The sequence below is a fragment of the Collinsella aerofaciens genome (assembly GCF_018785245.1).
Taxonomy (GTDB): Bacteria; Actinomycetota; Coriobacteriia; order Coriobacteriales; family Coriobacteriaceae; genus Collinsella; species Collinsella aerofaciens_AD.
Genome location: NZ_WQPL01000026.1, coordinates 1 through 12,937 on the forward strand (window position 1 = coordinate 1; position 12,937 = coordinate 12,937).

Consider the following 12,937-nt stretch of genomic DNA (forward strand, 5'->3'; position numbering starts at 1 on the left):
AGGCCCCGCCGACCGATTGCAAGCGGTCGGCGGGGCCATTGTGGCTCTTGACAGCGGATTGGGTCATATGAGCGAGCGGGCTCCGGGTGCCCCAGGTTGCCGCGAAAGAGGAGGGAAGCGTACTTTATGTACGCGACCGACGATTGAGGGGCAAGATGGGGTGCCCGGGGCCCGCGCAGCGTCAACAAAAAACGCGGTTCGTTAGAACCGCGTAAGATAGTTGGAGCGGACAACGGGGCGTCCGCGTATCCGCTTCGCGGATCCGCACCGGCTTCGGCCGCCTGCCGGCGACCTCGCCAGCTCGCTACAAACGCTCCGCGTTTGCTTAACGCTCGCTCCCTCTCGGGTTCGAGCCCAGGCGATGGGTACAAAAAAGCCCGGCTACCGTGGTAGTCGGGCTATTACACTTGGAGCGGACAACGGGGCTCGAACCCGCGACCCCAACCTTGGCAAGGTTGTGCTCTACCAACTGAGCCATGTCCGCATATGTAAAACAAAACGGGCGTCGGAGCGCCCGGATGTTGCCTGGAGGCGAAGCCCGGATTCGAACCGGGGGTAAAGGCTTTGCAGGCCTCTGCCTTACCACTTGGCCACTTCGCCGAAAAAGGACCGCCTAAACGGTCCGGAAATGCAATGGAGCGGACAACGGGGCTCGAACCCGCGACCCCAACCTTGGCAAGGTTGTGCTCTACCAACTGAGCCATGTCCGCTTGCGGGTTATTAATTTACGCGAGTTGTCCAAAAGACGCAAGTACTTTTTTTCAAAAAACTTGTCTGCCGCATGTTCTTAGTAGCCAAACGCGTTAAAGCGATTGGCTAGGCACACGATTCCAGCGCTCCGCTAAACAGCTTCACCATCTGCACGCGCGTGCCGGCGCCGTCCGTACGACGAGCAACCTCCACGTTATCGACGAGCATACGCATAAGCTTGATACCACGGCCGCGTTCCTCGGATGCGACCGGCTCGCTCGTTTTATCGATAGAATAGCCGGCACCTCGATCAAGCACCTCAACCACAACGCGATCGCCATAGGCCTGAACCGTCAGGACGCACCCGATACCGCCCGCATGGTCATAGGCATTACCCAGCGCCTCCCCCGACGCCAATGCGACATCGTAGCGCTCGTCACGGCGCAACGGAAGCGATTCAAGGAGTTCAGCGATGCGATGTCGGTAGTATGGAAGATTCTCGATACCCTGACGGACCTCGACACTCTTACTCCAGCGAGGCAGCTCCCCCACCGGAATGGCGGGAATAGACTCCCGTGCCGGCCCCGCGACATGAAGGATATCGACAAGACGAGCAATCTCCAAAAAGCGAACAACTTCACCTGATGCATTGACGAGCGAAAGCAGGCCTTCTCGCCTCATGAGCTCACGAGCGCGCGTAAGCAGGAATGCCAAGCCCGTCGAATCGATAAAGCTAACAGCCTGACAGTTGATGACGACACGACGCACGCCGCGGCCAATCAAAGCATCCAGCCGCCGACGCAGCGCAGGCACCGTGGCGATGTCGATATCGCCCGGTGGCGTCAAAACCGCTATGTCATTCCACTCATTCATACGACCATGGTTCCCAAAAAAGCCCACTCGATGCATTCGTTTCCCCAACCGTGCGGATTCAGCCCGCCCAGCGTCGTCTATGAACGACCCCGTAAAAACTCAAGGGACACCAATGCAATGTCATCGTCCAGCGCCGATTCGGTAAATCGGTCAAGCTCGCCCAGGACCTTGCCGCAAATGCCCGACACGCCCTCCCCCGAAACAGAAAGCAGAAGGTCGCGCAAGCGCTGCTCGCCAAAGAACGCTCCGGTGCGGTCGCGGGCCTCAATCGTTCCATCCGTATACATGAAGAGCATGTCGCCGGGGGCGAACGTAAACACGCCTGTCTCGTACACCATGCTCTCAAAGGCACCGATTACGCCCGATTGGCATCCAAGCAGCTCAACCTCTCCCCCACGTGCCTCACCGCCACCCAGCGGCATCGACTCTGGCCTGATGACCATGGTCGGAGGATGGCCCGCCGAACAATACGTTGCGCGTCCGGCCTTAAGGTCAATCTTGGCGATAAAGGCCGTCACGAACGTCTCGACCCTCGAAAAGCCCATGAGCATGCTGTTAAGGGAGCGTGCCATGCGGGCCGGTCCAGCGCCCTCCCAGGCATATGCCGTCAGGGCCGTCTTGACGAGCGCGGACATCGATGCGGCCTCAATGCCTTTGCCAGACACATCACCCAGAATCATGACGGCGCAGTCGTCGGGAAGACGGATGAGCGTATAGAAATCGCCGCCGACCAACGCCGAGTTCGTGGCCGACAGGTACACCGAATCGGTTGCGATACCCGGAACATCCCCCAGGGAATTTCTCATGCCGATCTGAAGGGTCTGAGCGATATGGCGCTCCTCGCGCTTTTGAGATTCGCCTTCGTAGATCAGTTCAAAGTCATGCGCCAAGTGCACCAAGTAGTCATATTCAAGATCATCAATCGGCTCTTGGCTACCATCACGAAGCAGCAGCGCGCGCGTCGTCGGGCTCTTCGCAACAGAAGCAGGAACAATCGCGTCGTTACTGTGCCTGCCATCACCCTCAGAGCGCGGGCGCCCCGCCTCGATGCCGGAGTCAACGTAGAGACCTTGACAAGGCAGACCGTGCGCCCTAAGCCAGCCTCCCATAGGCATCGATTCGTCAACGCGAGTTATACGGACGTGTTTAAGGTCCTCGGCACTCGTACCGCCCAAAACAGATGCCTCAAAGCCATCAGGGCCAGCCCCCAGACGTGCCGCTGGCGCCGTCGTGGAAAAGAAAAGCTTCTCGGGATCGTCCGGCAAAGCAACGCGACTGCCCCCTTCAAAATCTATGACGTAGGAATCCAGACTGGCGTCATACTCAACAGGGCAAAAATGGCAGTTAAGCATATTGCAGATCTCGGACGATACCGCCTGGGTAGCCGCGGCGGAATCGTCTAGAAAGGCAAACAACTCATCACGCAAGACATTGAGCGAGCGGCCAAGCTCGGCCGTGCGACGGGAGCGAAGGCTCGATGCCATGCCGACCAGCTGGATAGACAGGTAATCGCAAATGACCTCGAGTACATTAACGTCATAGGCGAGCGGTGCTTGAGGGCGTTTCCAACCAACTTCCAGCACGCCAAGAATCTGCGTACCGTAAAAAACGGGAAGACAGATCTCGCTGCGGTACGGAGGCATATCCTGCATGCGCAACAGGTGCTTAGAACGATTGTCCAAGTCCATAAACATACCGGAGGCGGCCTTATCACCCTCAAGGTCCTGTTGAATCGACAAGCGACAGGCACGCGACTCACGAAGAACATACGTCGGAATGCCAGCGCCATACGGCAAAAACTCAGGCAGGTAGCTGTCGTACAGCTCCTTGGAAACACCGCGAAGTTTAAAACCGCCGCTCTCAGAAAAATAGATAGCGGCACCCGAAGCATCGAGCGTTCCTACAAGCTGGTTCAAAACGGTATCAAGTAGGCTGGGCAGCTCATCGGAGCCCACGGTACTCATAATGACCGAGAGCGTGCCAGAGAGGCGCTTGTTAGCCACTCTAAGCTCCGAAAGAGCACGCTTGAGCTGACGGTCGTGCGAATACTGTTCTTCGATGCTATGGAGCGCCACCAGGACACGTGGCGCGCGGCGCCCAAAGATGCGTGGAGGCGTTACGGAGCCCGCACGAACCAAGACGGGGATAAAGGAGCCGTCACTCAGCTTGAGCATCAGTTCGTTCTCGGAGCCATCAGTTTCAAATGGCAGACGATGTTCCGTCGCACGTTCAAAAGCGGACGAGTACAGGACGTCTTTAACATCTCCACCAATGACGTCGGCGCGTTCCTCGCACATCAAACCAAGTAAGCGATTATTCACATGCAGAATGGTTCCGTCGAGCTCGCAGATGATGACAGCATCGCTCGTGATCTCGACTAGTTGGGCAACGTCTGCCCACTCGTTGTGTTCAAGCGTTTCCATCGTGGACCCCGCCGTCTATCGGTAACAAAAAAGCCTCCGAAGAGGCTTCTCAAATGCGATGGTGTCGGAGGCGGGACTTGAACCCGCATGACCAAAAAGCGGTCACTAGCACCTCAAGCTAGCGCGTCTGCCAATTCCGCCACTCCGACATGCTATGTTGTTGATTCACGGTTCGTTTTGTTGGACCCGCGCGTTCAACGAGGAAGATAATAACCTATGATTCGAGAACTGTGCAAGCACTTTTTTCAAAAAAGTTTACGATTTTATAAATGCGCAGGTAGACTGACCTGTTCGGGCAGGAATGAGGTTGCTTTTCAACGCGTCCTCGGGCATGCGGCATTATTTTGATTTGCGCTTCGCGCTACAAAATAATGCCGCCCCCTGCGGAATGCGTTGGAAAGCATCCTCATTCCTGCCCTAGGGGCACATGCTTCAGGCACAGTTCTCAAACATGTTCTGGGGGCTGATGCAAATTTGGTGGCTCGGCTTTGCCGAGCCCTTATATAAAGAGGCCGGAGCTAAAGCTCCGGCCTCACTAACTTTCCTATTAGATTAAGTGAGCGATCAAGGAATCGCACCCCTCTGCAGCGGTAACACAGGGCCCGTGCTGGACTTAGTTTTCAGAACATTCCGCAGACCAGGAAACCCCCTTATCCGCAGCTCCGAAGGAGCAGGATAAGGGGGTTTCCATGGTCGAGGACGTTCTGAAAACTAAGTCCGGCACGGGCCCGAACGATCACCAGCTACAGGTCGATGTGCGATTCCTTGATCGGGAACGGCTCCGCGAAGTGGCAGGCGCAGCAGTGGCCCGGTGCGACTTCCTTAAACTCGGGAAGCTTCTCGGAGCAGATACCCTGCGCGATTGGGCAGCGCGTGTGGAAACGGCAACCGGTCGGCGGATCCAGCGGCGACGGCGGATCGCCGGCGAGGATGATGCGCTTGCGGGTCTTCTGGATATCCGGATCGGGCACCGGCACGGCAGACAGCAGCGACTGCGTGTACGGGTGGTGCGGCTCACTGTAGAGCGTCTTCCAGTCCGAAACCTCGACCATCTTACCCAGATACATAACGGCAACACGGTCGGAGATATGCTGCACGACAGAGAGGTCGTGAGCAATGAAGAGATAAGCCGTACCGAACTTGTCCTGGAGTTCCTTAAGAAGGTTCAGAACCTGGGCCTGAATGGACACGTCAAGTGCAGAGACAGGCTCGTCGCAGATGATCAGCTTGGGCTTCAGAGCGAACGCGCGGGCGATGCCGACACGCTGGCGCTGGCCGCCCGAGAACTCGTGCGGATAGCGGTTGATGTGCTCGGGGTTCAGACCGACGACGTCCAGCAGCTCGCGGACACGCTCAATACGCTCCTCCTTGGTGCCCACGCCGTGAATGGTCATGGGCTCGGAGACGATCTCGCCAATGGTCATACGAGGGTTCAGCGAAGCATAAGGATCCTGGAAGATAAACTGCATCTCGCGACGCATGTCCTTGATCTCATGCTTGCTCATCTCGGCAACATCTTTGCCCTGGAAGAACACCTTACCGGCAGTCGGCTTGGTCAAGCGCATGATGGTGCGACCCGTCGTGGACTTACCGCAACCAGACTCACCAACCAGACCAAAGGTCTCGCCAGGATAAATCTCAAAAGAGATGTCATTTACAGCAGAGACGACACGCTTGGAAAAACGCTTGGCGAGCATGCCGGACTCAGCGGGAAACTCCTTAGAGAGGTGCTCAACCTTCAGCAGCGGAGTACGCTCGTTGGTATCTGTCATTACGCCTCGCCTCCCTTCTTGGAATCCTTGCGCGTACGGGACGTCTCAGGAGCGTTCTTGAGGAACTCGGGGTCACCGGAGTAGTGGCACGCAGAGTAGTGACCCGACTCGGTGACAACGCGCTCGGGGCGCTGCTTGCGGCACTTATCGGTCGCATAGGGACAACGAGGCGAGAACACGCAGCCCTCGGGCAGGTTCATGAGCGAAGGCGGGTTGCCGTGAATCGGCGTCAGCGGCTTCTTCTCCTCGATGGCCTGCTCCGGAATGGAACGAATAAGACCCCAGGTGTAGGGATGGCGGCTCTCGTAGAAGATTTCCTCAGCAGTACCGAACTCGACGGGACGGCCGGCGTACATAACCATGATCTTATCGGCCATATCGGCGACGACACCCAGGTCATGGGTGATCATGATAATGGCGTTGCCGTTCTTCTCCTGCATCTCCTGCATGAGCTCGATAATCTGAGCCTGAATGGTAACGTCCAGGGCCGTCGTGGGCTCGTCGGCAATCAAAATGTCGGGATCGCAGGCAAGAGCCATAGCGATCATGACGCGCTGACGCATACCGCCAGAGAACTGGTGCGGATACTCATTGACGCGCTTCTCGGGCTCGGGAATACCAACGAGGTCCAAAAGCTCGGTGGCACGCTTGAGCGCCTCCTGCTTGGAATAACCACGGTGCAGACGAAGGCCCTCACCCACCTGCTTGCCGATCTTATAGACCGGGTTCAAGGAGGTCATAGGATCCTGGAAGATCATCGCGATATCGTTACCGCGAATGTGCTGCATCTCTTCCTCAGTCATCTCGAGGATCGAACGACCGCGATAGCGAACGTCGCCGCCCTCAATCTTTCCCGGAGGCATCGAGATGAGGCCCATGATGGTCATGGCGGTCACGGACTTACCAGAGCCGGACTCGCCGACGACGCCCAGGGTCTCGCCGCGATCGAGCGTGTAGGAGACACCGTCGACAGCGCGAACGACGCCATCCTCGGTGTGGAAATACATCTTTAGGTCATCGACCTCGAGCAGATGCTGGCCCTCGGGAACCGGCTGGTCCTTCAGGTCCACATAGTTCTTGTTCTTCTTCATCCTTATGCGTCCTTCATCTTGACATCGAGGGCGTCGCGCAGACCGTCACCCAACAGGGTGAAGGCGAGCACCGTCGAGAGAATTGCCAGACCGGGCATGATCATCATCCACGGAGCAGTCAGAAGATACTGCTGACCGTCCTGAATCATGGAGCCCCACGAAGGCGTAGGCGGAATAACGCCCATGCCGAGGAAGGACAGAGCGGACTCGGTCAGAATGGCGCCACCAATGTTCATGGTCGCATAGACCACGATGGAGGCGACAGAGTTCGGGAAGATGTGACGTACGACGATGCGAGCGTCAGATGCACCCATCGCGCGCGCAGCGTCAACATAGTCGTTTTCCTTGACCGTCAAGATCGCAGAGCGGAAGACGCGCGCAATCGAAGGCCAGCCAAGAATGCCGATGGCGATAAAGACGTTCTGAAGACCACGGCCGATAACGGCGATCATGGCGACAACGAACAGCACGTACGGGAACGCCAGGAAGATGTCCGCACAGCGCATGATGATCGTATCCCAGATGCCGCCGTAGAAACCGGCCAGAGCACCCATGACCAGACCAATCAGCGTGGAGATCGCGGTGGCCATAATGCCGACGGACAGCGAAACGCGCGCACCGTAGATAACGCGGACGAGAATGTCACGACCAAGGGCGTCGGTGCCAAACGGGTGCTCGGCGCACGGAGCCAGCAGCGACGTCTCGGCCATGGTGGTCGAGTCGGAAGCTGTCGGCGAACCGAGCCAGGGCTTAGCCCACAGATCTGCGGTCAGGGCAACCACAACGACGATGATGATCCAGCAGACACCGATAACGGCGAGCTTGTTCTTGCGAAGACGCTTAAAAGCGTCGCCCCACAGCGTGCGGGACTTGGCAGGAGCAGATGCGGCTTTGGTGGCGGTAGCCTGCTCCTGAGACTGAGAATCAGTTTCCTGCATGAGACGTACCTCCCTTAGGCCTTATCCGACGGACCGCCAAGGCGGATGCGCGGGTCGAGGAATGCATAGCTAATGTCGACGAGCAGGTTGATCACCATAACGACGACGACGATGAGCGTAACGCCGCCCATAACGATGGGCCAGTCACGCATGCTAATGGCGCGATAGACCTCATAGCCGATACCGGGCCAGTTAAAGACCGTCTCGGTCAGGATGGCGCCCGAAAGCATGCCGCCAAAGTCGACACCAATATAGGTAACGACGGGGATGAGTGCATTCTTAAGCGCATGCTTGACGATGATCGCACGATTGGAGAGACCCTTGGCCTTTGCCGTACGGATGTAATCCTGGTTCATGACGTCAAGCAGCTGCGAGCGCATGATGCGCGCAGCATAAGCGGTCGAAACCGAAGCCAGCGTAATGGTCGGAAGCACATAGTGCATCCAATCCTGATACTGAGAGCTGGAACCGCCGGCACCCGAGATCGGCATGGAGATTGCACCGCCCGTGGCGTCCTTGAGGATGACGCCAAAGAACAGCTGCAGCAACATACCGAGCCAGAAGGCCGGGACCGCAACGAGGATCGACGTGGTGAGCGTTACCAAAATATCCCAGAAGGAATAACGCTTTACCGCCGAAATGATACCCGCACCGATACCCATAATTGCTTCGAGCACGATGGCGCACGCGGCAAGTTTGACCGTATACGGATACTTCTGGGCAAAGATATCCGTAACCGGCAGCTTGCGCTGATACGAATTGCCCAGATCGCCATGAAGCAGGCCGTTCATGTAATACAAGTAACGGTCCACGAGCGACGTTTGAACGGGGTCGCCGTTCTCGTCAAGGATCGCGTTGCCGTCCTCGTCCGACTGGACCAGGTGATAGCGAACGCGAAGCTGAAGCTCCACCTCGGGGGACAGAGCCTTGTCTCCACCGATCAGCTTGATCGGATCTCCCGGCACGATATTCTGGAGGGCGAACAGAATCAGCGTAACGCCCAAAAATACCGGGATGAACTGAAGCACACGTTTAACGATGTACTTACCCATACCACTCCCCTATCTAGGGATTAACCTAAATGGGATGCCGATCGCCAGACCGGCATCCCAAAATTACCATCAGCCAGTTTACCCCAGGTTAGGGAGAACTGTATGTTTCCCATGAGGTCTACGTAAATACTTGACCCTCACGGAAGCTGCAAACTCTTAGGCGAGCTCAGCGGTACCCAGCTCGGCGTGCTTCTGCGGATCGACATAGAGGTGCTTGATGCGATCGGAGCCGACGATGGTGTGCGTGTAGAACATCACCGGGATGACCGGGCAGTCGGCAGCGACCATAGCGTCAGCCTCCTGCATCTTAGCGACGCGCTCTTCGTCGTCAACAGTAGTGCGAGCCTCGTTGACCTTGGCGTCGAACTCGGGGTTGTTGTAACCGGAACGGTTGTCGCCACCGAGGGAGTCAGAGTGGAACAGCGGATACAGGAAGTTGTCCATAATCGGGTAGTCGGCAATCCAACCCAGACGACCGAACTGATAGTTAAAGTTCTGATACTGCTCGAGCAGGGCAGACCACTCAGGGGTATCGGAGACAGCGGTAACGCCAACCTTGGCGAGGTCGCCGATGATGGACTCCATGATCTCCTTGTGACCGCCGTCCTGGTTGTAGGACAGGGTCACGCTAATGCCACGATCCCCGTTAGCGCCAGCGGGAGCAACCTTGTCGAGGTACTCGTTAGCCTTGTCGACATCGTAGGCGCAGAACTCCCATGCGCCCTCCTTGTAGCCATCGATGCCCGGAGGAACAATGCCGTCGGCAGGGGTACGGGTACCCTTGAAGATGGTCTTGCAGATGGCCTCACGGTTGATGGCCAGGGAGATGCCCCTACGCAGGTCGGCGTTGTTGAACGGCTCGGCCGTGGTGTTGCAGGTCAGATAGTAGGTGGAAGGCTCGGCGCCGAGCAGCATGCGCTCGCCGTCACCCATGGTGTAGCCGTCCTTGGACACGCCGCGATCCTTCTTGGCGGCATCGATCTGAGCGACGGGAACGTCGCAGACATCGAGGTTACCGGCCTGGAACTCCTTGTAAGCGGTCTCCATGTCCTTGATGACCTGGAAGTGGATGCCATCGATCTTGGCCTTGTCGCCATAGTAATCGTCGAACTTCTTGAGGTTGATCTCCTGACCATCCTCCCACTTGCCGTCCATCATGAACGGGCCGTTACCGACCGGTGCAAGGTAGAAGCTCTTGACATCAGACTCGGCGCACTCGGGAACCGGGGCCAGAGCCGGGTGAGAGGCGACGAAGGGGAAGTCGGCGTAAGCGGAAGACAGCTTGACGACGAGGGTCTCATCGTCGGGGCAAGTAACACCGCTGAGTTCGGTAGCGTTACCGGCAAGCAGGTCGTCATAGCCCTCGACCATGGAAAGGTGATAGGAGACCTCGGAAGGGCCGTACTCGGTAGCGACGGCCGACTTGGTGTTGACCAGACGCTCCCAACCGAGCTTGAAGGACTTGGAGGTAACGTCGTCACCGTTGTGGAACTTGGCCTTCTTGATCTTGAAGGTGAACTCGGTGGCGTCGTCGTTGGCCTCGAAGGACTCGCAAGCCAGCGGAACGATCTCGCCCTTCTCGGCGTCATAAGAGGTCAGAGCGTCAAAGAGCTGGTACTCGACCTGAGTACCCTGGTCCTCCTGGACATTGTAGGGGTCGATGCAGACCGGGTTGTTGATGTAGAAGTTCAGCGTCGAACCGGACTCAGAACCGGAAGCGTCGCCGCCCTTCTTGCCGCATGCGGCAAGAAAAGCCATGGAGCTCGCAGCAAGGGTACCGCCGACAAAGGCGCGACGACCCATAACGGGCTGGTGGAACATAGAATCAGCCATGCCATCCTCCTTATGAGATAGGACAAAGTAAGTTCGGTCGGGCAACGTCAAGACAGCCCAATCGAACCATTCAAACGCGGTCCGCCGTTTTGGCTGGTTATACAAAGCGGGCCAACGTATTGCAATACAGTAGCGCATTTTATGCACGATTTGGGGCTAATTCCGGTTAACGGTCGAGATTTTCTTTAGTTGGGCGAAGTATATGAGGATATTTTGACTCTGTTACAAATATGTAAACAAAAAGGGTCCCGCACTTGCGGAACCCTTTTCAAGTATTTATGTGGCTCGAGCTTAGTAGCCCACGATGCCCTGCGGGAAGAAGAACATGCACAGAACGACACACACGGCAAATACGACAGCCATGATGACGGTCAAGCGGTCAAGGTTCTGCTCCATAACGCCTGTGGCTGAGCTGGAGTTATACAGCGAACTGGCAATCATATCCGAAACGCCGGTACCCTTACCGGAATGCATCAGGACGAGAATCGTCAGCGCCACGGCAGAAACAGCCCAAACGACAAACAGAAGAATCTGGAACGGACCCATAGATAAGCTCCTTAATAGAACAATTCAAACTCCAGTACTGTACCACAATCCCCCGTTCTCCCCTACCTGCCACTCGGGGACGGGGCGGAAATGGCAGAAATACCAAAAAAGGGGATTGTCCGATTGTGGACAACCCCCTTGCTAGAAAACGGTATTTGTTTTCTCTTAGGCCTCGGTGGCGAGCACGCGACCCGTCATCTCGGCGGAAGGCTCCAGACCAGCCATGGTGAGCATGGTCGGAGCGATATCGGAAAGACGACCGTCCTCGATACCGGTGAGCTGTGCCTTCTCATCAACGATGATGAACGGCACGCGGTTGGTGGTGTGCGCCGTAAACGGATGCTTGGAACCGTCGGAAGCAACGTCAAACATGTGATCGGCGTTGCCGTGGTCGGCGGTAATCAACGCAAAGCCGCCCTTGGCGAGAATCGCCGGGACAACCTTGGACAGGGCATCGTCAACAGCCTCGACGGCCTTAACGGCAGCGTCGAAGACACCGGTGTGACCAACCATGTCGCAGTTCGCGAAGTTCACGATATAGAAATCAGCGCGGTCCTCGTTGATGGCGGCGACAAGCTTCTCGGTAACCTCGGGAGCGCTCATCTCGGGCTGCAGATCGTAGGTAGCGACCTTGGGGGAAGCGACGAGCACGCGCTCCTCGCCCTCCTTGGGCTCCTCGATGCCGCCGTTGAGGAAGAACGTCACGTGGGCGTACTTCTCGGTCTCGGCAGTGTGCAGCTGCTTCAGGCCATTGGCGGCGATAACGTCGGCTAGGACGTTCTCCGGGAACGTCTTGGGGAAGGCGACCTCGACGTCAAACGTCGGATCGTACTCGGTCATCGTCACAAAGTGCGAAAGCTTGATCTGCTCGCGCTCAAAGCCGTCGAACTCCTTGTCCGTGAACACGCGGGTCATCTGACGAGCGCGGTCTGGACGGAAGTTGAAGAAGATGGCCGCGTCGCCCTCGTGGATGCCCTCGTTGTGGGCAGCAAAGGGCTCGACGAACTCGTCGCCGCGCGGATCCTTCTCGTAGTAGGCCTTGATACCGGCAACGGGGTCGGTATCAGCATCGGACGCGTTGACCATGACGTCGTAGGCGCGCTGGATGCGCTCCCAACGATTGTCGCGGTCCATGGCCCAATAACGGCCCGAGACGGTGGCAACGCGAGCGTCGCAACCGGTCTCCTCGGAAATCTTAGCCAGGAAGGCGCAGAACTCACTCATGTAACCGGCACCGGACTGCGGGTCGACGTCGCGACCATCCATGAAGGCGTGGACGCGAACGGTCTTGACACCGTGCTCGGCAGCCATCTTGACCAGAGCCTCGACGTGGTTCATGTGAGAATGAACACCGCCAGGGCTCATAAGGCCCATGAGGTGGAGAGTCTTGCCGTCAGCCTTGACGTCGTCCATAGCCTTGACGAAGACCTCGTTCTTGGCGATGGAGCCGTCCTTGATGGCGTTGTTGATGCGCGAAAGCTCCTGGAACACGATGCGTCCGGCACCGATGTTGAGGTGACCCACCTCGGAGTTGCCCATCTGGCCATCGGGAAGACCCACGTCCTCGCCCGAAGCGCCGAGCGTGGTGTGGGGGTACTTCTCGTACAGGTTATCAAGGAAGGGCGTCTTGGCAGCGGCGACGGCGTTCTCGCCATCAGCCGGAGCAAGGCCGCAACCATCCATGATGATCAGGAGTGCAGGAAGATGACGCTGTGCCAT

The 12,937-nt window shown here is 57.4% G+C and carries 9 protein-coding genes and 4 tRNA genes; all 13 read right to left on the reverse strand.

The features are described 5' to 3' along the window. Window positions 1–408: 408 nt before the first annotated feature. The 13 genes from GPK39_RS06785 to gpmI all read right to left on the reverse strand — a co-directional run bounded on the left by GPK39_RS06785 (window position 409) and on the right by gpmI (window position 12,937). A tRNA-Gly gene (locus tag GPK39_RS06785) sits at window positions 409–484 on the reverse strand. A 42-nt stretch (window positions 485–526) separates the two neighbouring features. Then, window positions 527–600 (reverse strand) — tRNA-Cys (locus GPK39_RS06790). Between the two features lie 34 nt (window positions 601–634). Beyond that, window positions 635–710, reverse strand: a tRNA-Gly gene (locus GPK39_RS06795). Window positions 711–816: 106 nt separating this feature from the next. Further along, window positions 817–1,563, reverse strand: coding sequence for an anti-sigma factor antagonist (locus GPK39_RS06800; protein WP_138375360.1), 747 nt, complete (start codon window positions 1,561–1,563; stop codon window positions 817–819). A gap of 77 nt (window positions 1,564–1,640) precedes the next feature. After that, on the reverse strand, window positions 1,641–3,986 hold the full coding sequence (locus GPK39_RS06805) for a GAF domain-containing SpoIIE family protein phosphatase (protein WP_215674603.1): 2,346 nt from the start codon (window positions 3,984–3,986) through the stop codon (window positions 1,641–1,643). Window positions 3,987–4,045: 59 nt separating this feature from the next. Next, window positions 4,046–4,135 (reverse strand) — tRNA-Leu (locus GPK39_RS06810). A gap of 594 nt (window positions 4,136–4,729) precedes the next feature. Further along, a complete protein-coding gene (locus GPK39_RS06815) occupies window positions 4,730–5,758 on the reverse strand; it encodes an ABC transporter ATP-binding protein (protein ID WP_215674605.1) in 1,029 nt (342 codons plus the stop codon). Then, the gene (locus GPK39_RS06820; protein ID WP_022094887.1) at window positions 5,758–6,849 is read right to left on the reverse strand and encodes an ABC transporter ATP-binding protein; all 1,092 of its coding nucleotides are present in this window, start codon (window positions 6,847–6,849) and stop codon (window positions 5,758–5,760) included. The genes GPK39_RS06815 and GPK39_RS06820 overlap by 1 nt, the downstream gene beginning before the upstream one ends. Before the next feature lie 2 nt (window positions 6,850–6,851). Beyond that, a complete protein-coding gene (locus GPK39_RS06825; RefSeq protein WP_035138881.1) occupies window positions 6,852–7,787 on the reverse strand; it encodes an ABC transporter permease in 936 nt (311 codons plus the stop codon). Window positions 7,788–7,801: 14 nt separating this feature from the next. After that, window positions 7,802–8,839 carry an ABC transporter permease gene (locus GPK39_RS06830; protein ID WP_195363665.1) on the reverse strand — a complete coding sequence of 346 codons (1,038 nt, stop codon included), beginning with the start codon at window positions 8,837–8,839 and terminating at the stop codon, window positions 7,802–7,804. Between the two features lie 156 nt (window positions 8,840–8,995). After that, a complete protein-coding gene (locus tag GPK39_RS06835; protein WP_215674606.1) occupies window positions 8,996–10,672 on the reverse strand; it encodes a peptide ABC transporter substrate-binding protein in 1,677 nt (558 codons plus the stop codon). A 291-nt stretch (window positions 10,673–10,963) separates the two neighbouring features. Then, window positions 10,964–11,218 (reverse strand): preprotein translocase subunit SecG, encoded by a 255-nt coding sequence (secG, locus tag GPK39_RS06840; protein ID WP_006236144.1) that lies wholly within the window; start codon window positions 11,216–11,218, stop codon window positions 10,964–10,966. Window positions 11,219–11,383: 165 nt separating this feature from the next. Then, window positions 11,384–12,937, reverse strand: coding sequence for a 2,3-bisphosphoglycerate-independent phosphoglycerate mutase (gene gpmI, locus GPK39_RS06845; protein ID WP_215674608.1), 1,554 nt, complete (start codon window positions 12,935–12,937; stop codon window positions 11,384–11,386).

What these genes read in the sequence shown, in the direction of transcription:
- GPK39_RS06800 (WP_138375360.1), bottom strand. Translation starts at nt 1,563, where the DNA reads ATGAATGAGTGGAATGACATAGCGGTTTTGACGCCACCGGGCGATATC.
- GPK39_RS06805 (WP_215674603.1), bottom strand. Translation starts at nt 3,986, where the DNA reads ATGGAAACGCTTGAACACAACGAGTGGGCAGACGTTGCCCAACTAGTC.
- GPK39_RS06815 (WP_215674605.1), bottom strand. Translation starts at nt 5,758, where the DNA reads ATGACAGATACCAACGAGCGTACTCCGCTGCTGAAGGTTGAGCACCTC.
- GPK39_RS06820 (WP_022094887.1), bottom strand. Translation starts at nt 6,849, where the DNA reads ATGAAGAAGAACAAGAACTATGTGGACCTGAAGGACCAGCCGGTTCCC.
- GPK39_RS06825 (WP_035138881.1), bottom strand. Translation starts at nt 7,787, where the DNA reads ATGCAGGAAACTGATTCTCAGTCTCAGGAGCAGGCTACCGCCACCAAA.
- GPK39_RS06830 (WP_195363665.1), bottom strand. Translation starts at nt 8,839, where the DNA reads ATGGGTAAGTACATCGTTAAACGTGTGCTTCAGTTCATCCCGGTATTT.
- GPK39_RS06835 (WP_215674606.1), bottom strand. Translation starts at nt 10,672, where the DNA reads ATGGCTGATTCTATGTTCCACCAGCCCGTTATGGGTCGTCGCGCCTTT.
- secG (WP_006236144.1), bottom strand. Translation starts at nt 11,218, where the DNA reads ATGGGTCCGTTCCAGATTCTTCTGTTTGTCGTTTGGGCTGTTTCTGCC.
- gpmI (WP_215674608.1), bottom strand. Translation starts at nt 12,937, where the DNA reads ATGGCACAGCGTCATCTTCCTGCACTCCTGATCATCATGGATGGTTGC.